Source organism: Gelatiniphilus marinus (assembly GCF_042684345.1).
Lineage (GTDB): Bacteria > Bacteroidota > Bacteroidia > Flavobacteriales > Flavobacteriaceae > Gelatiniphilus > Gelatiniphilus marinus.
In genome coordinates this window covers 787,254-810,031 of record NZ_JBHULK010000002.1, presented here as the reverse complement: position 1 = coordinate 810,031, position 22,778 = coordinate 787,254, and the positions used below count along the sequence as shown (strand labels likewise).

23 protein-coding genes and 3 pseudogenes are annotated in these 22,778 nt (G+C 30.4%); 9 read left to right on the top strand and 17 right to left on the bottom strand.

The annotated features are described in order from the left end of the window. Positions 1-113: pseudogene (locus ACFSQS_RS08765) on the top strand (IS1595 family transposase); the annotation flags it as partial. A 12-nt stretch (positions 114-125) separates the two neighbouring features. Here ACFSQS_RS08765 and ACFSQS_RS08760 read toward each other — a convergent pair. Continuing rightward, positions 126-347: pseudogene (locus tag ACFSQS_RS08760) on the bottom strand (carboxypeptidase-like regulatory domain-containing protein); the annotation flags it as partial. 106 nt (positions 348-453) lie between these two features. Between ACFSQS_RS08760 and ACFSQS_RS08755 the strand changes: the two are divergent. The 3 genes from ACFSQS_RS08755 (at position 454) to ACFSQS_RS08745 (ending at position 1,934) form a co-directional block, all read left to right on the top strand. Next, a complete protein-coding gene (locus ACFSQS_RS08755; protein ID WP_388017189.1) occupies positions 454-906 on the top strand; it encodes a hypothetical protein in 453 nt (150 codons plus the stop codon). Continuing rightward, positions 878-1,414: a helix-turn-helix domain-containing protein gene (locus tag ACFSQS_RS08750; RefSeq protein WP_388017186.1), complete on the top strand. Its 537-nt coding sequence runs from the start codon at positions 878-880 to the stop codon at positions 1,412-1,414. The genes ACFSQS_RS08755 and ACFSQS_RS08750 overlap by 29 nt, the downstream gene beginning before the upstream one ends. Positions 1,415-1,679: 265 nt before the next feature. Then, positions 1,680-1,934, top strand: coding sequence for a BfmA/BtgA family mobilization protein (locus ACFSQS_RS08745; protein WP_388017183.1), 255 nt, complete (start codon positions 1,680-1,682; stop codon positions 1,932-1,934). Positions 1,935-1,944: 10 nt separating this feature from the next. On the opposite strand, the pseudogene ACFSQS_RS08740 reads toward ACFSQS_RS08745, so the two are convergent. From ACFSQS_RS08740 to ACFSQS_RS08730, 3 genes and pseudogenes are all read right to left on the bottom strand, one after another. Beyond that, positions 1,945-3,073, bottom strand: a pseudogene (locus tag ACFSQS_RS08740) (IS3 family transposase). Positions 3,074-3,107: 34 nt separating this feature from the next. Next, positions 3,108-3,350 carry an Arm DNA-binding domain-containing protein gene (locus ACFSQS_RS08735; protein ID WP_388017180.1) on the bottom strand — a complete coding sequence of 81 codons (243 nt, stop codon included), beginning with the start codon at positions 3,348-3,350 and terminating at the stop codon, positions 3,108-3,110. Positions 3,351-3,760: 410 nt separating this feature from the next. Further along, positions 3,761-3,958 (bottom strand): hypothetical protein, encoded by a 198-nt coding sequence (locus tag ACFSQS_RS08730; protein WP_084176766.1) that lies wholly within the window; start codon positions 3,956-3,958, stop codon positions 3,761-3,763. Positions 3,959-4,182: 224 nt separating this feature from the next. Between ACFSQS_RS08730 and ACFSQS_RS08725 the strand changes: the two genes are divergently transcribed. The 5 genes from ACFSQS_RS08725 to ACFSQS_RS08705 all read left to right on the top strand — a co-directional run bounded on the left by ACFSQS_RS08725 (position 4,183) and on the right by ACFSQS_RS08705 (position 6,147). Then, positions 4,183-4,938: a hypothetical protein gene (locus ACFSQS_RS08725; RefSeq protein ID WP_388017177.1), complete on the top strand. Its 756-nt coding sequence runs from the start codon at positions 4,183-4,185 to the stop codon at positions 4,936-4,938. Positions 4,939-4,940: 2 nt separating this feature from the next. Next, positions 4,941-5,363, top strand: a complete 423-nt coding sequence (locus ACFSQS_RS08720) for a DUF5675 family protein (RefSeq protein WP_388017174.1) — start codon at positions 4,941-4,943, stop codon at positions 5,361-5,363. Positions 5,364-5,391: 28 nt separating this feature from the next. Continuing rightward, positions 5,392-5,583, top strand: a complete 192-nt coding sequence (locus tag ACFSQS_RS08715; protein WP_388017171.1) for a hypothetical protein — start codon at positions 5,392-5,394, stop codon at positions 5,581-5,583. Further along, positions 5,573-5,755, top strand: a complete 183-nt coding sequence (locus ACFSQS_RS08710) for a hypothetical protein (protein WP_388017168.1) — start codon at positions 5,573-5,575, stop codon at positions 5,753-5,755. Before ACFSQS_RS08715 ends, ACFSQS_RS08710 begins: the two co-directional genes overlap by 11 nt. A 65-nt stretch (positions 5,756-5,820) precedes the next feature. Next, on the top strand, positions 5,821-6,147 hold the full coding sequence (locus ACFSQS_RS08705) for a YegP family protein (protein ID WP_388017165.1): 327 nt from the start codon (positions 5,821-5,823) through the stop codon (positions 6,145-6,147). A 767-nt stretch (positions 6,148-6,914) separates the two neighbouring features. On the opposite strand, the gene ACFSQS_RS08700 is transcribed toward ACFSQS_RS08705, so the two are convergent. The 13 genes from ACFSQS_RS08700 to ACFSQS_RS08640 all read right to left on the bottom strand — a co-directional run bounded on the left by ACFSQS_RS08700 (position 6,915) and on the right by ACFSQS_RS08640 (position 22,778). Next, positions 6,915-7,718 carry a DUF5677 domain-containing protein gene (locus tag ACFSQS_RS08700; protein ID WP_388017160.1) on the bottom strand — a complete coding sequence of 268 codons (804 nt, stop codon included), beginning with the start codon at positions 7,716-7,718 and terminating at the stop codon, positions 6,915-6,917. Beyond that, the gene (locus tag ACFSQS_RS08695) at positions 7,719-8,462 is read right to left on the bottom strand and encodes a hypothetical protein (RefSeq protein ID WP_388017153.1); all 744 of its coding nucleotides are present in this window, start codon (positions 8,460-8,462) and stop codon (positions 7,719-7,721) included. A gap of 14 nt (positions 8,463-8,476) precedes the next feature. Next, complete coding sequence (locus ACFSQS_RS08690; RefSeq protein ID WP_388017150.1) at positions 8,477-11,458, bottom strand: KAP family P-loop NTPase fold protein; 2,982 nt, start codon at positions 11,456-11,458, stop codon at positions 8,477-8,479. A 236-nt stretch (positions 11,459-11,694) separates the two neighbouring features. Further along, positions 11,695-12,645 (bottom strand): hypothetical protein, encoded by a 951-nt coding sequence (locus tag ACFSQS_RS08685; RefSeq protein ID WP_388017147.1) that lies wholly within the window; start codon positions 12,643-12,645, stop codon positions 11,695-11,697. A gap of 10 nt (positions 12,646-12,655) precedes the next feature. Continuing rightward, positions 12,656-15,907 (bottom strand): DNA repair protein Rad50, encoded by a 3,252-nt coding sequence (locus tag ACFSQS_RS08680; protein ID WP_388017144.1) that lies wholly within the window; start codon positions 15,905-15,907, stop codon positions 12,656-12,658. Then, positions 15,904-16,554 (bottom strand): condensin complex protein MksE, encoded by a 651-nt coding sequence (locus tag ACFSQS_RS08675; RefSeq protein ID WP_388017141.1) that lies wholly within the window; start codon positions 16,552-16,554, stop codon positions 15,904-15,906. Before ACFSQS_RS08675 ends, ACFSQS_RS08680 begins: the two co-directional genes overlap by 4 nt. Then, on the bottom strand, positions 16,524-17,864 hold the full coding sequence (locus tag ACFSQS_RS08670) for a hypothetical protein (protein ID WP_388017138.1): 1,341 nt from the start codon (positions 17,862-17,864) through the stop codon (positions 16,524-16,526). Before ACFSQS_RS08670 ends, ACFSQS_RS08675 begins: the two co-directional genes overlap by 31 nt. Positions 17,865-18,121: 257 nt before the next feature. Next, entirely contained in the window at positions 18,122-19,372 is a 1,251-nt protein-coding gene (locus tag ACFSQS_RS08665) for a type II toxin-antitoxin system HipA family toxin (RefSeq protein ID WP_388017135.1), read from the bottom strand. Position 19,373: 1 nt separating this feature from the next. Continuing rightward, the gene (locus ACFSQS_RS08660; RefSeq protein WP_388017132.1) at positions 19,374-19,661 is read right to left on the bottom strand and encodes a helix-turn-helix domain-containing protein; all 288 of its coding nucleotides are present in this window, start codon (positions 19,659-19,661) and stop codon (positions 19,374-19,376) included. A gap of 274 nt (positions 19,662-19,935) precedes the next feature. Then, positions 19,936-20,598: an ATPase gene (locus ACFSQS_RS08655; RefSeq protein ID WP_388017129.1), complete on the bottom strand. Its 663-nt coding sequence runs from the start codon at positions 20,596-20,598 to the stop codon at positions 19,936-19,938. Then, positions 20,595-21,131: a hypothetical protein gene (locus tag ACFSQS_RS08650; protein WP_388017126.1), complete on the bottom strand. Its 537-nt coding sequence runs from the start codon at positions 21,129-21,131 to the stop codon at positions 20,595-20,597. Before ACFSQS_RS08650 ends, ACFSQS_RS08655 begins: the two co-directional genes overlap by 4 nt. A gap of 204 nt (positions 21,132-21,335) precedes the next feature. Continuing rightward, positions 21,336-21,614, bottom strand: coding sequence for a helix-turn-helix domain-containing protein (locus ACFSQS_RS08645; RefSeq protein WP_388017123.1), 279 nt, complete (start codon positions 21,612-21,614; stop codon positions 21,336-21,338). A 318-nt stretch (positions 21,615-21,932) separates the two neighbouring features. Beyond that, entirely contained in the window at positions 21,933-22,778 is an 846-nt protein-coding gene (locus tag ACFSQS_RS08640) for an RteC domain-containing protein (RefSeq protein ID WP_388017120.1), read from the bottom strand.

Sequence of the window (22,778 nt, the reverse complement as noted above, 5' to 3'; positions counted from 1 at the left end):
AGTACCTGCAACTTTACCTCAATGAGTTTGTTTATAAGCTTAATCGAAGATATTTTGGCGAACGAATCTTTGATAGGCTCGTTATTGCTAGCATTACAGCTAATGGACATTAAACGGATATACAAAAAAGTTTTAACTAAATGTTTCCCTTTAGGGATATTATTAAGAATGTAATTACCATTTTCATCTGTAATTGCTGCACGAATGTTATTACCAACAACTACTGTAGCCCCAAATAACGGTTGCTTAGAGCTATCTGTAACCTTTCCTAAAATGGTGTGTTGGTTGCCTTGAGAATATGCAGATACTGCAATAAAAAACGTTAATAGAAATATTCTAGCATTCATTTATTTAGACTTAATAAAAATAATTACATTTGCACGTGCAAATGTAGCTTGTTTAGAATGTTTCTTAATAACGCAAAAAGAAGTTATTATAACGTAAAAGGAATTAATGGAAATTCGATTTAAAAACTCTGAGTACAGTTTAGGTGAAATTGTAAAAAGCTTTAATAAAGACTTTGAAACTTCTATTTTAGCTGAGAAACAGTATACTGAGTTTAAAGATGGAGTTACAGGTAGCGTAAAAGAGATACATTTAAATAATGCGTATATATTATTTCAAGATCATAGCACTGAAAAGCCAGAAAATTACACATTACAAGTAGATCAAAATCATCCTGTTCTTTTGCTTCAATTTGTTTTTGATGGAGATATTACTTTTTCATTAGATGAAAAAAAGAGTACTACATATCGTTTAGATAAGAATATGTATAATTTGTTTTCTATTCCCGCTTCAAAATATTTATACAAGCATCTTAACTATAAAAAAAAGAATATTAAATATTTATTTTACAGAGTCTTTTTTAGTGAGAAAAATGGGAGCATGTTTTATAATAAATTCTAAAAAATACCAGCAAGCAAAAAAAGAAAATCAGATTTACTCTTTCTTCAATAGTGGTTTGATAATAAATAGACAATTAATCTCTATTGTAAATGAATTTCTTAATTGTTCTTTTGATGGGATTACAAAGCAATCTTATTTAGAATCAAAATTAACAGAACTACTGTTAATAGCCTTAACTTCTAACGATTCAACAACTAAAACCGATAGTTTAAGAAAATGCGATAAAGAGAATTTAGTAAAAACAGAAACGTACATTCGAACCCATTTAAAAGAAGAATTAAGCATAGAAAAATTGTCAGTAATAGCTGGTCTTAATACATCAAAATTTAAAAGTGTTTTTAAACAAGTTTATGGGATAACGGTATTTAAATACATAACATCTTTAAGGATCGAAAAAGCAATACAGTTAATTACAAAATACGATTATACAATTGCTCAAGCTTCATATGAAGTAGGTTATAAAAATCCTCAACATTTTACGGTTGCTTTCAAAAAAAATTTAGGGTAATTTACCCAGCCAGTTAATTAAGTAATGGTAACTAAGCAAAAGTTATCATATAAAATAGGTCTAAGCAAAGCGTTAATACAAAACTAAGGTGAATAGCTAAGGAGGAATAGCAAGAGGGTAACACGCTGTGCGATGTTACACTTATTTAATTCATTGATTTATAGGTCATTAAAAATTAATTTATCCTTATTTATTTAAATTTTTGGAGTAAATTTGATTTTACTACCAGTAAAACCAATGTTTCATTGTAACAATTCAATAAATTATGGATGATTTTAATACAGTTCGGTTAAAGAAGAAAACATTAAACAAATTTAAAAAGTATTCAAAAAAAATCAGTCCAAGTTATTCTGAAACTTTAGATTATATGATTGCTTTTTTTGAAGATAATAATCTATCTCCTTATGATACTTTGGGAATGAATAGAACTTCTCTTCAGAATGTTTTTAACAAACGTTTGGATGCTTTGATTTCAATTTTAAGAAATGTGGAAGAAACTCAACTTGTAGGCTTCCCTTAATTAGAACTGCTTAGTTTTCCAAAATTACATATTTTTTTTGTTTTTTAATTCCTCTTGGGCTAGCCCAAGAGGAATTAAGCTTTGCATATTTTACTGGTGGGATTTCCCCTAAGCTATCGTGTGGTCTTTTATGGTTATAATCATCCATCCATATTTGAGTTTGCTCTCGGACTTGATTTAAGTTTTCAAAAATATATTTATTGAGAACTCCACGTCTGTAAGAACCATTAAAACGTTCTATAAAGGCATTTTGGGTTGGTTTTCCGGGTTCTATATATTTAAATTCAATTTCGTGCATCTGACTCCATTCATAGGTAATATGTGCTATAAATTCTGGACCGTTGTCCATGCGTATCTTCTTGGGTTTTCCTTTTTTGTTAATTAAATGATTAAGTACCCAAACAATCCGATTGCTTGTTAATGAATAATCCACTTCAATATGAAGTGCTTCTCTATTAAAATCATCAATTATATTAAATGCTCTAAAGCGTCTTTCGTTCTCTAAAACGTCGGTTACAAAATCCATACTCCAAGTATCGTTTAATTCGTTTGGAACCTCTAGAGGCTCTTTAACTCTTGTTGGTAAGCGTTTCTTTACCTTTCTTCTTAAGGGAAGTCCTAAGGCGACATAAACGCGATGTACACGCTTATGGTTCCAAGGTTTACCTTCTTCGCGTAAGCGATCATAAGCTTTCCAGAAGCCTTCTTCAGAATGATCCTTTGCTTTTTGTTGTAAAGCGTCCTCTATAACTGTATCATCTTTAAGTAATGGCTTATAGTAGTAAACACTCTTGCTCATATTTAAACACGGCACGCCCTGTTGATGCCGTAATGAATAAGTTCTTTGGTAATACTTCGTTTACGACAGGGCTTTAGAGCTTTTTTTCAATAATCTCTTTAGCCATCTGGTGATCTAGTGCTAAACTTGCATACATCTGCTTTAATCGCGTGTTCTCTTGCTCCAGCTCTTTAAGTCTTTTTAGCTCTTTCGAGTTCATTCCTGCATACTTGGAACGCCATTTGTAAAAAGCAGCGACACTAACACCGTGCTCACGGCTTATTTGGTCAACGCTCTTTCCGTTGTCGAACTCTTTTAAAATCTTTGCAATCTGTTGCGGTGTAAATTTACTTTTTCTCATAATACTGTTCAAAATTAAGATTATTATTCTACTTTTAAACAGTTCGGTTTTTGGGGAAGCTTACATCTAAATAGGTATTTAAAATTCTAATTTTGTATGAGTTACCGCGCCCTCTATTTTTCGAAGAATCCCATTCATTAAGTAAAATGGTTCTTTTAAGGCTGATTTCTGAACGTTTTCCGTTTACAGTAATACGAACATAAATTGATAATTTGTTCGCAACGCTTCGTGATTTTCTAGTAAAGAAAATGATTGAAAAGGTTTTGTTTGTCTGCATTTTTAATGTCTTTAGTTAAACAATAATTTTATAAAGACAAAAGTCAAATTGCTTTTAACAGCTCTTTAAAATTACGACAATTTTGTGAAGAAAGTGTACACCTAATTTCACACCTTTTATTTGATATATTATGATATCAAATAACCTCATAAAAAACAAAAAAACACTGATAATCATACAATTAACAGTGTTTTAGTTTTTCCTATTTCTAGGTTAGTCGGGGTGGCAGGATGATACCCAAACCGCCACTATGCAGTAAAATCAATACTTCCAGAAATAGACTAAAACAGTGTGAACCGAATTGTAGACCTATCTGTTAGTTTGAAATAGTATTATTTATCTGAACGTCTTACTACAAATTTACAATTTTAGCTCCATTTAAACCAGTCATTTTGCATCAAATATTATGATTAATCTATTAAATATTTGTTGACAATTTCTTCTTCTATTCCGCTATATTCAACGAATTCTTTAATTGTGACAAATTGGTAAGATTCCTTTCCAAAGTAGTTTCTAATATCGTTTAAAAGCTTACGCCCATAACGTTCACTACGTCCTGTGATACGCTGAATATCTTTTGGGTATATGCAAGCTCTTTTTGGGGTCATAATACTTTATCTATGCTTTATCCATACATCATCTATACTTTATTGTTTTATGATTATGGTGATGATGATGCGTTGTTAAAATGTTGAAAATCCCGATAGGGTTTTCAATATTTTAATGACGTTTTTGGTTGTATCGGAATGGATGACCGAAAACGGCATTTGATTTTTAACAACGTGCTATAAAATTACGTGATTTGGTTTCATTAATCAAAAAACGAATTATTATGGCAAAACAAACTGGAATTATTAAACTGAAAGGAACTATCGGTGGTATTTCCTTTTACAAAACGACTGACGGACATTTAGCACGCGAAAAAGGCGGTGTTGATGCCAATCGTATTGCAAATGACCCAGCGTTTCAGAGAACGCGTGAAAATGGGTCTGAATTTGGACGAGCTGGTAAAGGCGGCAAACTGTTGAGAAATGCTATTCGTATTCTTTTGCAGAATGCAAAGGATAAACGTGTGGTTTCTCGTTTAACTAAAACTTTGGTTGCGGTTACTAAAACCGACACCACAAACGAAAGAGGTTTAAGAACCTTGCAAGATGGTGATTTAAGCTTGTTAAATAGCTTTGAATTCAACTTGGGTGGAAAGTTAGGCACAACACTTTTTGCACCTTTTACGAATGCCTTTGACCGTGTTTCTGGTGATGCTACGGTTAACCTAGATGCGTTTTCTCCAACGGTCAGAATTGCAGCTCCAACAGGAACAACTCATTTTAAGGTGGTAATGGGTGCTTCTGAATTGGATTTTGAGAATGAAACCTCAACATTTGAAAATGATGAAACTGCCATTCTTCCTTATACTGCTGCTGATACAGCTGCTATTGCCTTAACAGCTTCTTTGGTTGCTAACTCAACGCTTCCTGTTGTACAGGTGCTTGGTATTGAGTTTTACCAAGAGGTAAACGGACAGATGTACGAGCTTAAGAACGGTGCTTACAACGCTTTGGCAATTGTTATTGTAGATACTCCGTAAGTATGGAATTAGTGCTGCATAGAGCCTATTTTGAAGAGGGCACCAATGGTGCTCTCTTTAATTCTAACAAATTCCTTTGCTATACCATCGAATTGCCCTGGAACGATAACAAGCGAAATATTTCCTGTATTCCTGAAGGTGTTTATGAAATTGAACCGCGTTTTTCTAAACGGTTTAAGCATCATTTGATTTTGAGGGATGTAAAAGGTAGAAGCTTTATCCTGTTTCACCCTGCGAATGATGCCTTAAAAGAGCTCCAAGGGTGTATTGCTCCAGTAACGTATTTGAGTGGTATAGGAAAGGGCGTTTACTCTAAAAATGCTATGCAAAAACTGTTGTCTTTGGTGTATCAAGCTAAAGACCGAAAAGAAACCATTTTATTAACTATTAAATCACAGAATTATGAACATTGTAGAACGTTATAAAAAACCAACTCCCAAATTTTTCAAGACTTTGCGAAATATTGGTATTGCTTTAGCTACTGCAGGTGGCGCTATCATTGCAGCACCAATTAGTATGCCTGCCATTGTGGTAACCATTGCTACCTATATGACAGTTGCCGGAACTGTGGCCACCGCAGTAAGTCAAGCAGTTGTTACTGATGATGAAAACACTGAAACTGATGAGAATGACGATGGATTATAACACCAAATCTGCCATTATTGGTGGTACTTTCTTTTCATCAATCGTTAATATTGGTGTTGCCGATTTGATTACTACCACTGTTTTGGCTATTGTTGGTGCTGTCGTTAGTTACATAGTTTCCATTTTAATTAAGTGGATTCATCAAAGAATACGGAAAAGAGGAAAACCATAATCTAAAGTGCTTCATTTGAAGCACTTTTTTAGTATATTTAGATACAAATTATATCAAATATTATTATGGGAAAATTCGAAGTTTATCAAGACGCAAAATCTGAATACCGTTTTAGGTTAAAGGCAAGTAATGGTCAAAAAATATTAGCAAGTGAAGGATATTCTGCAAAAGCAGGTTGTATGAACGGTATAGAATCCGTTAGAACCAACTCACAAGATGATAGTAAATTTGACCGAAAGGTTTCCAGTAACGGCAAACATTATTTTAATCTAAAAGCAAGTAATGGCCAAGTAATTGGCACAAGTGAAATGTACGAGGGATCTTCCGGAATGGAAAATGGTATTGAATCCGTTAAAACAAACGCTCCAAGCGCACCAGTCGAAGAAGTTTAAATATACATTGATTACCGCTTTTCTCGGGGCAAAGTGTCGTAGGTGGAAGTGATTATTGATGTTAAGCGGTTGGAAAGATAAATAAAGGGCATTTTCTAAAAAATGCTCTTTTTTTATGCGCGGTGTTGAGGTGGGTAAATGGAAAGAGCGATACCCTGAACAGGGATTGAGCGAATGTAATGCATCCTACCGCAGACACTTGGCAAACATTAATACTTGCTGTAACCTACACCGTTGAAATGGGTGGTGGGGAAAAGTGGCAAAGTTGTGTGTTCTAAATTTCAATGCCAGTACGGAATTTGGCGGCTGGTAAGCGGATATTTTACATAATGGCGTTATAGTACAGAAACTAAATGAATGCTACTATAACTGCGCATTATGTAAACATAGCTTTGGGTAGTTTTTGGTGTGAGCTTTGAAAACAGCTCTTTACTCACCTCATTTCTATTTTGAATTAAGGTATTCGTGAATGCTACGCATTTGTCTTTTTTGTTTTACCTATTTTCTATAAATAATTCCTCTAAACGAAACAAGCAATGTGCTGTATGAGGGTTGGCAGCCAAAAACTACAAGCGCATTGGCAAGCGGAACAAACCAAAACACAGAGGATTTTTGCTTTCGCAACAAACTGGGTTTTGGTTTGTGGGGAATTACTTCTTTACAGACATAAAGGTTTTATATAAAAAAGTTTTCTATTCTTTTTATCAATATTAACGACTTAAGCCTGCCAATTTTTCTAGATCATTAATTTAAGATACTAGACAAAACTATTCTTCTTCGTCATTTGAAAATTCTTTACTTAATTTATTAATTGCATTATGCAATTTTTTATATGGATATAAGCGATTTGAAGAAAATCCAATTTTTAAATCATAAAGTGAAAACATCTTATTTACATACTTGCATGCTAAATCAACATAATGAAAATCAGCATCAGTGCTAAATTTACCAGGTCTTCTAAAGTTCTTATGAAGCGGATTACTAGACTCTATCAAGTTATATTTAGCTATATGATTCCACATGTTGTGTGCGTTTACGCTAAATGGTTGGTAAACATAATTATAAAAATCTATGCACCCAGCTTCTTCTGCCATTTTTCTTACACTAATTTCTGACCACTTTGATAGATTAACTTCTGTTAGAAAGACATACCGTTGGGAATTAATCCAATTTTCCATTGCTTCAATATATACTTTATTCTCTTCAAGATTTCCAGAAGATTTTAATTCTTTTTTTTGATGTGCAATTTGTAGTTTTTCTTGACCTAGCCCAAAAAAAATAAATTTTCGAGACCTTTCAAGTGGATCTTCCAAAATCCAAGCTAGGTTTATATAATTATCCGCTAAACTCCTTAAAACCATAGGGGCCATATGACCATTCCATAAAGAACTACAACTTAAAAGATGTTCAGTAATTGTTATTTGTCTAGCCAATATACCTCCAACCACTTCATAAATTTCAGGTGTATTAAGATCTTTTTCCCAAGAATTCCATCTTTCCTTTAATTCAAATTGAATGTCCTCTACATATAAATTAAGTATATGTTGTATCTTTTCATTAATGTTTTTCATTTAATCAAAATAGAAATTATTAATTACGTATGGCTCTATTTCAAAAGCTCTATTCCAAAAGTATTTTTGCCAATCACTAATTTCAATATCCCTCTTTTTGCTTTTTATTATTGGGTATATTGATGCTCTAATAGCTGAAGCAACTTTTCTAGATAATTCAGTAGCAGGATATTTTTCTATTTCTGGTAAATGAATTAAAGAACTTTCTTTAGTTACTCGTAAAATATCCAATAGAAATAAATGATAAATAATGTTCCCTAGTGCCCAAACACTTTCTTTATTCCTTTTTCCATCAATAGACTTAAGAATCCTCTTAACCTCGGAAACATCTTCCTGATTGTATTCCGGAATATCAGAAAATAAAAAATTAAGAGGTGATTTAGGAAATACTTTAATCAATGGAAAGATATTAGGTTTTATCCTATCTAATAAATGGTTTGAAGCTTTTAAAATTTGTTCTTTTTCTGATTTAGTTAAAACCTCAAAATCGCTAATAAACGAAAAGCATTTTGTGGTTTTTTCTTGTCTAATATCCCTTATTATCTTGAGAAAATTCAATGAAAGTTCAGCCGATTGTGACACACCAAGTTTGTCATTCAAAAATGCTAACCAAATTATCTCTGGAACAATGTTGTCCATGAATGATACTTCTATGAATTGAGTTTGCCAATCATCAAAATAATTAAGAAAAGGTGGTTGTAGTTTTTTTCCAACTTGCTTATGATCTTTTAAAACTTTGTTCATAGTAATCTGCTTATCTATATTTTCGAATCATAACTGATTGGTTGAATCGAAATAATTTTTATGGATTCATCAGTATCCTCAACTGTTATCGATTTTTTATCTAAATCTATTTTAGATTTAATGTCTTTACCATCAAGCATTTTTTTGAAATGTTGAAACATCTCGGGGATGGATTTGTGATAATTACCTGATTGTAATCTAATAAAGGTAAAAAACGTATCATTTACATTGTATCTCCTTAACTCAATAAACCCAGAAATAACATAAGTACTCATATTTGTATGTGTAATGTCCCAAAGGTCTTTATTATCTGATTTTAATACTATTTCGACAATAGTTTCTGCTTCATCTTGGGCAAGGTTATTAAAATCTATTACTCTTTGAAGTTTTTGTTTAATAAAGTTAAAACTTAAGAATTCAAATCTAATATATCTACTAAAATCTGTATAGCTTTCTAGTTCCAAAAATTGAACATATTCTATCAATTCTGATGTTATAGGATTTGGTAAATTATTATTTATAAATTCCTTGTATTTATGCTTGGATTCAAACAATTGTGCTGTGTAATCTGACGTTTTAAGCATTTTGGTTGTCCAAGCATCATTTTGGATCATTTGGGCACACAATAAAGTGATATCGTTTTGAGACCAGAACTCTATCGTAATTGGGTTAATCGTATCAGCAGTATGAAATTTTCTAACATCATGATAGGCATGATAAAAAGAATAATCATAAATACTCCATAAATTGTTTTGCTTATCGGCTAATAACTTTTTATATAAAGAAAGTGATAGTTCTTTAAGATCATCTTCTGTGGTTCCCCAATCAGAAAAATCAAGTCTAATTCTAGACTCACTTATAAGTGCTAAAAATTTAATTTTACTTTCAAGTTTAAAATTATCCTTATCGATAAACTCTTGAATTATATATTTCCAAATATCTGGTTTATCATTATTTGTCCAAAAATCTTCATTTCCTATTTTAAGTTTTAATTGACGTCCAATAAATTCAGATAATATATTCCATACTGATGTTGAATGTGTAGCATAAGATTCTGCATCATTAAAAATATAGAGCAATATTATTATTGTTTTTAATACTTCATCTTTATCTATTGTATTAAAATATGCTAATCTATTTAAAACATCATTAGTATGATTCTCATTTAATAACTTATTTAAGTTCTCAAAGTCATTATGAAAATTAAATATGCTTTTAAATTTGACTTCGCTTAAATCTTTTTCTTGTATTTTCTGTTGAAGTAGTTTTCGAAGATTATTCTCAAACTTTATTGAGGTATGACTGTCAGCAATATTTTCTTTACCAAAAAGCACAATTAATGTCTTTATTAATAAAATATTTTGCTGTTTAGTTAAATTATTGGTTTCGTTAATCTTTGTTTCTTTATCAATGTCTTTAGAGATTTCATACTTGCTAAAATCTATATTAAGCTTTTGATTTAAATGAAAAACTCTATATCTTCTCATTGCTTTAAAAGTATCACCTTTATCAGAATCATTTTCGGTTTCTACCAATTCACAAAGATTTGTTTCTGGATTATAAGGAATTATGGTTGACCAATTATTATTTAAAAATTTTATTGCATAAGGAAAGGTCATTTTTAAATAAGTAAAATTTAAAAAATCATTCGTATCAAGCTCATCTGGTAAGGACTTAAAATCAAAGACCAACTGATTCACCAAGCGTTTTACACCTCTATAGTTTGAAATATAATCATCAAATAAATTATCTTCTCTATAGATACAAGTTTCAACATTTCTAACAAATTCTGCTTCAAAACCTAAATCTGTTTGTTTCAATAAATCTATGAAATCTGCTTTTAACTGGGATTTTTCAATTTCTGGTAAATAAACTTCTAATTGAAAAAATTTATCTACAAATGTATGGTCAGCAATATCATTTTTCATTAATAAAGACTCAAGTACATAATCTTTATCTAAAGCTATTAGAAAAATGAAGTTTTTAAAATTAGCAGTATTTCTAACTAACTTTAAGACTTGTAAAACTTCACTATTTGAAAGTCTATCAAGATCATCTATAAATACTATATATTTCTTGTCTAATAGATTTAAAGTATCATTAATTTTTTTATAAGTATCGTAAGAAGAAGAATCAGAAAATATGCTCGAATTAGGTTTAAAGAATTCCGAAATACTTTTATTCTTGTACAGTTTTAAAAGCTTATCAGAATAACTTAAAAATTGATTTGATAATCTTCCGCTATACTTATTTATTTCGGTACTTAACTGTTTGAAAAACTCTGAAATAATATCAGTTTCGCTATGATTTAGATATGGTAAAAACTTTAAATGAATTGTATGTTCATTATTTTTCTCTTCTAACTTCTCCTCAATTAAGCTAATCAAGCTTGATTTACCATTGCCCCAAGGACCAACAATTCCAATTGTAAATGAATTTTTAAAGTTTGATCTTTCTAAATATTCGACAATTTTTGCCGCTCTTTTGTGGTAGTTTAACTTGTCATCGCCTTTTAATAAAACAGGATCATCAGAGATAAACGGATTTGGCTTTCTTTCAAACTCTTTTTTACTTAATAAATTTATAACAGTCAGTATAACCGCAAGAACTAACAATACTCCTAAAAAGTCAACGTAGAATAATTTTGAAGAAAATAATATGAAGTCCCATCCATCTTTATCAATTCCCCACTTCAATACTACATAAATCAAGCTCGACACAACTAATGAATGAATCAAAAATATTGAAGGCTGATACTTTTTTAAAGCTATTTTGTATAAAATATACAATACAGCTACAGTAAATAAAACAACAAAAATAAATTTAGGAATTTGTAATATTAGCTTTTCATCGATAGTAAAATATTTAGAAATTATTCTATTAACTGTAGATGATGCTAAATAGAACATTAAGATTCCTAATACATAAACAGATGAAACCTTAAACATTCTATTTTCAAAAATCTTATCGAAAAACCGTTCTATTTTCTTTTGCATTTTAATTAGTTGTTAAATACAAAAAGCCAATGAAAAATCATTAGCTCCTGAATTGTAAAAAATAATTTGGACTATTTAACACCCTAAAGATACAAATTATGTAGTTGATTTATTACGGTTTACCATAATTTACATTTTCATCTCCTTTAATCTTTATTTTCTTATAAAATCAATCAAATTGAAACTACCTCTACCTTCTATCTGAAATGCTTTTGCCACTCATAACACCTTTATTCTTATAATTCACTTTTTAATTCTAACAACTCTATCAAATCCATAGATTCTTCTTCTACCCATTCATCACTTGAGATAAGTTGTCTAATTATATTTGTTTGGGACCTTGTAAAATCATCTTTTTTCAGTTTAGAAAAATCTTCCCTTTTCCATTTACTGTTATGGTTAGGTGAATTAACAGGAAGTGCTTGAGATAAGTCTTTCGGTTCTAATAAATTCACATTAACTCCTTTTAAATTAAAGATTTCCTTTATTCTTGAAAAGATAGTTAAACCGTGATAATCCCAATCACAAAAATAAAATATTGGATGTGTGATTTTTTCAAGCGATAAATCTAACAAAGGTCTCGTATTATTACCTCCAACATACCATAACTCTACACCACGCTTTTTATATTCAGTAGGTACTTTCAAACAAGCAATATTTTCACAAATAACAATGACTTGTGGATTTATACAATCTACTACGATACGCCAAAAATTATTTTTAGGGTCTTTTTCCGGAAATTCATCGATATCTAAAAGTTTTAAAACATCTTTTTTTAATCCTGGTTTACACGATAAGTATTTCGCTCCTTTTCTTTTAAAAACCCTACTTGAAAATGTGTATTCAGTCGTTAGAGTTTCTTTAAGCTTTTCTTTATTATTAAATATAAATATTAGTGATTCTAAATCAGATTTATCATATCTCTTTAGAGCATTATTATCTAATCCAGATTTTTCAAAGAAGTTGTTATAGTACTCATATAGATCTTTAAAATGTTCTTGATAAAAAGAATTAAATTTTGGTGTTGGGACTGTGAAATTATGATTACCTGATTGTGGTCTTATTAATTTCTTTTGTTTATATAAAACCTGATTGATAAAATTATCATTCAATATTTTTAAACGAGTCTTTTTATTCTCGTATAGTTGATTTAATCCCTTAAGATATCTCCATTCAATGCTTTTCAAAATTATTATTTTAATTAGAGCTTATGAAAACTGGTATTGGTGGATAATTTACTTTTTTTTCTTCTTCCAAATTATTTTGAAGTAAATATATATTTTGATTTTCTTTATTTACCTTATTTGGTAATATTGAAAGGGATAGTAACTGATAATCATTGTTTTTCGCTATTTCATATAACATATCAAAATTACTTCCCAATCCTTCTGCCTCATCAATTGGCATAAAACGAATGCCAGGTTTAATTTTCTTTAAGCTAGATCTGTCATTTTCTATTAATGACAATCTTGCTATACACAATAAAGCTATTGCCGAGTATGTTTGACTTGTACTCCCTGCATTTTTTCCTCTATTGGACTCAATGGTAAAACTTAAGTCATAGTAAGATTTTGGGTTTAATAACTGTTTGTAGGAAGGCCTTGAATATTTTGGACCACCACATCTATGAAAAGCTTGAACCATTTTTTCTTCTAATGCAGCGTACTTTTCCAGCCCTTTGCTAAATGGTTTTAAGTCGTCTAAAAGATTACTCCCAATACCTAAAGATGATTCTTGATTTATTTTATCAACAAAATCCTGCATCCACATTCTTGGATAAGATTTATTTGTTTCATCCTTTAAATAGGCTTTATGATTTCCAGTAATAAGTTTGTCGTCATCATTTAAAAAATTCCTAATTCTTCTAACATAATCTAATTGCCTACTCACTTCTGCATTTACCTCATCAATAATAGTATTTAGTCTTTGAAGCTTTCTCCCATTTAGTTCCTGATTTTTTAAATTTATGTCTTTTAATCGTTTATCAATTTTTTCAATAATACTTCTGTCTAAAGTTTCACCATCTTTGAATATTTCTGGTGGCAGTATCTCTTCACATAATCCAAAAAAATCACCTGAACCTTCATATCGAGAATAATTATTTTCCATATATCTACCGGCTACTGTATTATAAAAGATTATATATGCATTTCTTTTTTTTGTGAGTTCTTCCTGTAATTCTTTTATCTTTGATTCATTTAACTCTCTTACAAGGTTTATTTCGTTATTGATGTCTTTTTCAAATTCAGCCAAATAATTATCAGAAACTTCCTTCAGTTCTCCTTCAAAATCATTTATTTTATTAACTAATTCGATAAGTAGGTTATTTGGTGAACTATGCTTTGTTTGTGATTTAAGTAAATCTTGAAATATCTTAAAGTAGTTTTCAGAATTTGACAATTTATGCAATAACTGATCACTGTCATTTAAAACACCTTTTTCGTATTCAAATTTCTTTTCTAATTCATCTAAATTTTGTGGATAATCAACTTTTGGAAAGTCTTCCAATTGTCCCTCAAGATTAGTTTTTAATGTTTGTAGTATACTTCTTTTACTATCAACATCATTAAATTTTTTCTTTGCAATTGCATAGTTGTTGGATATGATAGTTGACTTCTCGAATAATGAAACATATTCATTGAGTTCTTTTAAGTCAATTCTATAAAACTCATAATCTTCAGTATCATTAAATGTATTTTTCGAGTTCCAAGCAATGATATATTCCTTTGGATTTTCAAAGTTGTTAAATATTGCTACAAGCCCTTTTAATTTCTCACTTCGTGCTTTTAGTTTTTTAATTTCATCACTTAAAGTTATGCTTTGATTTTTGAAGAACTCTTTGATTTCGTCTTTCTTTAGAGTATTAAATATTGGTGGATTTACTGAAGGTATAAATTCTATGATTCCATTAAGATTAATCCAAAAACCATTTTCTAAATTCTTATGGATTGAGAGATTATCAAATAACTCTTTAGGTTCAGGGATATATTTATTATCAATATTTTCTGGTTTATCTACAATAAGAATATCTTGATATTTAGTTAGAACACTCTCTTCTTCGATTGACAGCTTCCTTTCCAAGTTTAAAGCCCAATAAGCTAAAGATTTTTTGTTTTCAATATCATTAATGCTATTTAATCTTTCTTTATCTTCAATATCTTGAATTATTGCTTCATAATCTTTTTGCAACTTAAAAACAATATCATTATCCCAAGTTCTACTCTCAAAAAAATGTAACAAGTCTTTAGACTTTAACTCCTTTTTCAATAAATTGATTTTGTCAATTTGCTCTTTAGATTTATGATAGTTTGTGTACTTGTTTAATATTTCATCTTTGCCACAGTTTAATAGCTGTAGCCATTCCATAAACTTTTTGGTCTTGGTTTCTTCTTTATACAACTCTTCTTTTTTTCTATAAGCATCTTGAAAATCAGTTTCTATGGAAGTTAAGGCATTTGTAAGCTTTTCAACTTTGCTTTCTGCAATGGTTTTTAAAAATGAAAGGTTAGATTCACTCGTGTAGAAATTATTAAGTGTATTTATAATCTCTTTTTTTGTTGAAACTAATAGATTGTTTAGGTAGGTAAAATTTGAAAGTAAAAACTCTTTATTTAATTCTTCTTTTTCATCTTTCTTTTTTAGTAAATCCACTAAATCTGTATGCTTATTTTTAAGCTTTTCAATTTCATCTGAATTATCTTTAAATTCTGCAACATCAGAACTTAAGTCAGTAATAGCCTCTTGAAATTGCTTTTCAAATTGCTTTTCTGCCTCATCACCAAACAAGAAATTCTTTAATTTATCACTTTTGGAAATATCTAAAGACTCTCTTGAAAAAGCCTGAATAATTTTTGAATAGTTCTTTAATACTTTTTCATTTTTTGATACATCTACAGGAATAATATTGTTTTCATTGTTACATAATATTTTGTGATACTTACCTGTAGTTGACCAAGATGCGCAAGTATATTCTAATGTATTAAAGATATGCTCTTTTAATTGATCAATAGGTAGGGTTTTATTTTTATCAATAAAATCATTTACTCCAATTAATTTGTTAAAAGGAATTAGTTTAGTTTCTTCAGAAAAATCATTCCCGTTTTGTATGATAAACATTTGTGATGCTCCAGTGCTTTCTAAATAAATACCAATGACAACAAATTGATTTTCTTCAACTTCAATATTTAAGAAGGCATACCCAAAGTCCGTACCTCTACCTTCTGTTTTCAACACCATTGTTTTAGGTAACCGTTCATCAGCACTTTGGGTTGGTGAGTGAAAAGCTCCTGTTCCAACAAAGATTAACTGTAATAAATCCGAAATCAAACTTTTCCCAGAACCACCTTCACCTACAAAATCTGTTCTAAATGAATTAAATTCATAATCGAACCCTTGATGATGTATAATATTTAGAGTAGACAATCTTTTTATTTTGGGGTACTTTATCATTTTAGCTCTTTAAGTATTTCATCAATATTTTGGATTTCGTTTTCATAAAACTTTATCAATCTGTCAAAAGCCGGTAATAGCTCAAAGTCATCATCATTTATTTTAACCCACCCAATTTTCTTAAACTCTATCAGCGCAGATTTAACTTCTCTATCAATAGATTCATCATTCAACTTCCCTGGGTTTTTATTTTGGGATTTAGCTATTAAACGATAAAGTCCTGGTTTAATATCTTCATAATCAATCCGTATTTTTCTCTTTAACTCTGTTATTGAATTTAAATCAACTTCTTTTTGAATAGTCATTATCTCATAAATTATGAAACCAATAATGATGTGTTCATTTTTTAGATAATGCCTATGGTCACTAACGATATTTCCTCTACTATTTGGATTATTAAAATCAAGGTAATAATATTTATCAGGGAATTCTCCACCTGATGATAAGTCCACTTTGAATAATTCTTTATAATAGAGTTTTAAACTCTCTTCATTTTCAACTATATAATTATACAACACTGTTTGCTTACCCTCTTGCTGAATATGAACACCATCTTTTAATTTGTAATCAATTTTAGCAAACAATTCTTTAGTGTCATTGCTTTGCAAAAAACTGTCTAAACTGATTTTAACACTTCCATTCTCCATAAAGTAATGTCTTTAAAGTTGTTATTTACTTCTAATTCATCTTTTACTGATAGATTTATTTTTTCTTTATTTCTTATTGTTTTTATAACATTAAACAAAGCAGTTATTGCTACTTGAGCATCATTTTCCTCATATAATATTTTAAAAAATAATTGGCTTAAGTTAACTTTTTGGTTTAAATCAATTCGAGTTAGAATAAGCTTTTCCCAATCAACAATTTTTCTTTGTTGAGATATTCTTTTATCTATTTTATCTTGATTCTTTTTTATTAAACTTTTATTCTGTTTATATGTTTGGATGTATCTTGGTTTTGAAGGAAAGAGCTCAACATCTTTCCTCAAAATGGTAAAGCTTGGTGTGTCAATATGAACTAAAGGCGTTTTAAGTTCATTCGGAAAAATAATTTCTTTGTTGCCATTAATATTTTCGATAGTACTTTCATCTAATATATATCTTATAAAACTCTGGACTTTTGAATTAAAGCGAGGTCTATTTAATGCTGAAAACAGCTGTCTTATTCTCGGTTGTATCCTTTCTAACTTTTTGTCAATAGAAGTTAAACGCCTATTTGTGTAGCTTATAAATGAATTTACATCTGATATCAAGTCATTTATATGTGAATCATCAATGTTTTTTTCCTCTAAAAGTGTTCTAATAATTTTTGTTTGCTCATAAGCAGATCTTAACTCTTTGTTCTGCTCTTTTGCATTGTCCAAGCTTGACTCAACACCTCTTAAAACATCTATAAACTTTTGGTCGGAAAAATTAGTGTCCTTTTTTAGTTGTTCAACTGAATTAGCTATATGCTTTTCAAGGAAATCTATCTGCTCTCTTAACTTTGGCTCAAAACTTTTATAATGTAACTCTAACCAGTCTTTTAATTTTTCAATTTCCTCTTCTTTTATGTTCTCTAACAAAGAAGTTATATCAGTGCATAGTACTTTTATTTTGGTTGGATTATACGCTCCTTTTAGTATTGTTTTAGCATGTTCACAAAATTTATAGGCATAATCTTTAAAAACATATTTTTGAGTTTCTTGATTGTAATCCAAAAAATACTCTTGTAAAGAGTATATATATTTACCGTAATCTTCTGTTTGTTGTCTTACTTGATGCCCAAAAACCTTTATGAAAGCATTATGTATATCTTTTTCAGAAAATTCCTTATCTATAGAATTGAACTCAATCAATTTTTCGTATAAGTATATAATAGCTAAACCTATCTCTCGTTGTGGAAATAGTTGATTATACGTTTCTTTTTCTCTAATCTCATTAAAGAAGTTAAACTCTATTTTATTATTGTTGTTCAATTTATAATGATAATTAAATAAAAAAGCCAATGATATATCATTAGCTCCTGAATTGTAAAATAATTTGGACTATAGCACCCTAAATATACAAATTATGTAGTTGATTTATTACGGTTTACCTCATTTTGTTAAAATTTGTTTAATAGTTATATTCTCTTACCCTTACTTTTCCTATCAAAAGCAATCAAATTAAAGAGTTGACGCATTCTGGACTGTGCAGTATTGTCATAACGCGTCTTTAACTATTAGGCTTAACACTAACAATTAAACGCTTTAGCCATCAAGGTTTGTTCTTTATTAGAAATACCTATTTCTTTCGCCACCCCTTTCCAAGTTGCTACAATACCTAATACTTCTTGAATAATTTTATCCATTTGTTTATCATCTAGACGAAAAAATTCACCTATACTTTTTACTAAATCATAATCAAGAGCATTATTATCCATATCAATATTGAGTGCTAAACCATCTTTATCTATAGATGGATTTAAATCATAAGCTGGCGATAATATCCAACCTTGATTGGTTAAAATAAATCCATGGTTTCTTAAATGGTCATCGGTATTTGAAATAGCAATATTAAAGACTATTCTACGCCACAACTGCTCTAAATTATCGTTAACCATAGCTCCATGGTTTTGAATGAATTCTGCTAATTCCAAATAGCTTGCTGGATTATCTCTTATAGTATCTTCATTATTTCCTGTCATAGTCATAGCAGATGCAAAATGAAGTCTACATCCTTCTTCACGATCAAACCTTTTGGTAAAAAATGTATTGAAACTACCAGTAATCTTTTCAATTTTTGATGGGGCCATATGGATTCCTGCCTTTATTGCCAACTGATAAGCCAGGTATTCCCACGCAGCTTTGTCTACTGTATCGTTTTTTGAAGGAAACTTTGCAATCCATAACTCCTTATTTTCATCTAATATATTAGCCTTCGGTCTTGCACCGCCTAAAGAGGATCCTGGTGCCATTAAAACAGCCAGCCATTTTTTTACCTCATCATTATCATCGTCATTTTCAAAATTCTTTGCTGCTTCTTGCAGCTCTCTAATGGATGACCACGGTGGTGTTGGATTTAGTTCATTATCATCTAAAAATGGCCCTTCTGGGTCAAGTTTAAAACGCAAAGCACCCATTCGGCTTTCGTCATAAACCCCTAACAAATAATCTATTTCATATAATGTTTTTGCCTTTTCATTATTTGCAGCTGCTTCTTGTGACGCCCTACGTTTCATAAGTGTGCGCCCCCAAGTATCAGGCATACTATCCAAGAACACACCAAAATTTTCTTTATTGTTTGGGTATTGTGGGCCACTATAGAATTGAATGTCTGGATCTAATAGCATTTGTTCTTTAGATTTCAACCAATCTTTATCATATTCAAAACTGAATGCTTTCTTCCCTTTTGCATACAATGCAGAAAGGACTCCCATTAATTGCGGTTCTTCCAAACCTTTCCAATGTGCATATATGTATATGTCTTGTTTGCCAGTTGCCATTTTAAATTAGATCTAAATCTTGAAGCTTTCTACCAAATTCATCATCCGCTGCTAATTTGAGAAAATCATCTTGCAGCCCAAGCACACGTAATACATTGAAATATGCACCCATAGTTACACTTGGGTTTCCAGACTCAATAAGATATAATGTACTTCTTACAATATCTGCTCTTTCAGCAACTTGCTCTTGTGTTAGCTTCCTTCTTTTTCTTGCCAATTTTATATTCTCTCCCATTTGTTTAAGTACTTCTTTGTGTTTTGGGAACAGGATTTGCTTTTTCTTACTCATTACTATATGATTGTTATTTCACACAAATATAGCAATTTTGATTGAAATAACAATCATTTTATTATTTTGTGTTTTTAAAATAGATTGCTTCACCCTATCGGGTTCGCAATGACAGCGACGATTAAGTTTTGGCAAATTTTGAGTTTTTTTGCCAAAGTTTAATTTGGTGTTTTAACTAGTATTTATTGGCCACCTCGCCAGCTGACCCCTTCGCTAAAAAACATCCAGTGGATGTTTTTTAACGCTTGGACCGGTGTTGAGTCGGTGTTGTGCATTATTTTCTCTTGTCAATACTTTGCTCATTAAAAGCTATCAAATTGAAAATCTGACGCATTCTAGAACGTACTCTATTGCCGTAACGCTCTTCCAATTCCTGGGCGTTTAGGTTTGTGGTGGCATGAGTTCTAATTTTTCGTTGAAGAAATAAATCGTAACGTGATAAGAGGATTTCACCCATGACATTACAGTCCTTTCCAAAATGTCTTCCGGTTGTTTCTACTCCCAAATCGTCAAAACAATAGAAGCTGCTGTTACCATATTCTTGAATAGTTTTGTAGCCAATGTTATTGAAAGCAAATGTGATGTTTCTTGCTGGAATTAATTCATAAGGTTTTTGATGTGGTACAATGTGCCTCAAAAGTTTCATTAAACTGGTTTTACCACAACCTACAGGACCAGATAGTAAAATACCTTTGTTGGGATCTATATTTAGTTTTTCGCAAGCTTCAAAATCACGAATGAAATAAATGCATAGTTTATAAAGTACAAACTCATCTTCTTCATAAATTTTAAAGTTTTTGCCAAACATCAATTTCCCTTTTGCATCGAGGTAAATGAGTATGCTTTTGAAATCATATTGAATACAATTGTTTTTGAATTCGCCAAGTTTGTATTGCGCTCCTTTTTCGATAATGATATGTGGTTGCTCATTTTTCATAAAGGCTCATTATAGTTTTTATTTTTAGTAGTCTTTAGGTTGTCCATATTTGGGATACTGCTATTAGGTTTGCCATTATTTTCAGAATCATTAAAATCTGAATTTTTAAAATTTTCCTGTTTATTACTATTTTTGTTTTTTATAGTTTGTATATGTTTATATATAGGTACCAGTGCTTGTCCACTACTTGTCTCGATTTGAGTATTGTTGTGTCCCACTACTTGTCTAGAACTTGTCCCAAATTTGAACATTTTAATTTTGCTCCCTCTATACGGATTGTGAGACGGGAAATACACAATATATTTCCAATAGTTTAATTCCTTGATGCATCTGTGATAGGTAGATTTAGAGCCTATTTTAGATAATTGCATCACCTCATCACGGTTTATATAAAACTCTTCCAAAAATCGATTTAAATTCCATAACTGAAATAAGGCTATGTATAAGCTTATGTGAGTTGGGTTTAAGCGACTATCTTTTGAGAATTGGACAAAGACACTGTTCAAATGTTTAATATAATTAACCTCTTGCATTGTGTATTATACCATTTAATGCCAATGCGCCAGCTGGCCTCTTCGTTAAAACAGTCCACTGGACTGTTTCTTCACACTTGATCCTATAGTTTACTTCTTGCATAAGTTTACTTCTCGATATAATTTTGTGATACAAAATCACTCGAAGTGACATTGCTTTTAATTAAGATGAGATACTGAAACAAGTTCAGTATAACACAAGTGTCAAAACTTATTATGGATGCGGTTTTCTTCCATTACCTTTAGTATTTCTTCATAGTCGTAATAGATTACGCCACCGACTTTGGTGTAAGGTAGTGTACCATTGATACGAAGATTTTGTAATGTTCCAGGTGAGATACTTAATAGGTCGCGAACCTCTGGTGATTTGAGCCATTTTTTAGGTGCGTAACCTGACTGGTGGTTAATGATTGCTTTAATGTCTTCAAGTAATTCTTCTTTAAATTCTCGAAGATCTTCCGTAGTAATAATTGTTGCTGCCATACGCAATGATTTTAGGTTAAAAAGCTACCACCTTGAACTCTCGCTCTCAATGGTAGCTATTAAATTGATTTAGCTCACGAACTTTTATATTTTAATAAATATGTGTTCGTGAATCTGTCGATTTGACTTTCGTTTGGCAAATATGAAGTGAATTAGTGAGGTTTATTCACAAGTTAAACCCAACTTGGGTGATTTTATTCACTCATTTTTAATGACTTATATTGGGTTAGTTTGATTTTTAGAATAAAAGATACACAAACCAAAACGAGATAAACTTTATGAAAAAAACCAAAAACTAAAAACACCCAAGTTGGGTGTTTATTCGTCTGATTCTAGCATCTTGTTTGCAAGAGAATCTTTTAATTTGTCAATAAATTTTGTTTGATTAATTTTTCTTGACCTAATTTCTAAAAAGGTTCTATAATAATCACCTAAACTTATATTGAACATCTGTTCGCAGATTGATGCGACTTCTTTAATATCAGCAGTACCACTATTGATTACGCCACTACTTTGCAAGGCATAAATTAGCTCAATTAAATCTGTTTTATTGCCTGTCCAAAAAAGTTTTGATTGTTTTTGAAAAGCGTTAAAGTTAGTTTCCATCCCGTTTCTATTTTCAATTAATTCTATTTCCTTCTGCAAGTAGACTATAAGCATATCATAAGCTATAATTGTAGCTACTGTTGAATCATGACTCGTTGAGAATTTATCGTCAATAAAAAAGTGAAAATTATCTGGGTGCAATCTGATATCTTCTTTCCCTCTAATAAAGTATTGACAGTCTAATGACGTCTCACTTCTTCTGTAATATTGATAAAACTCAAGATTATCATTAAAGTAGTCTTGTAATTTCTTGATTTCATAGTCAAGGTATTTCTTTTGAGATTTAGAACTACCTCTGGGGCGTTTACTTTCTATATTAAATAATTTTACATAGTAAATGAGTTTACTATATACCTTTGGTTTGATTGTTTTGAATATGTATATCTCATTATCTTTTGATTTTAGTTCCTTATTTATAACAACTTTTCTTAATTGCAGTAGTGCTTTTTTAGCAATTTTTATTCCTTCTTCTGCTTTAATTAATATGTCTTCGGTCTCTGTTTCCAAGAACTCCAAATGGCTATCGAGACCTTCAACAATTTTTTCAAAAACTTTCAA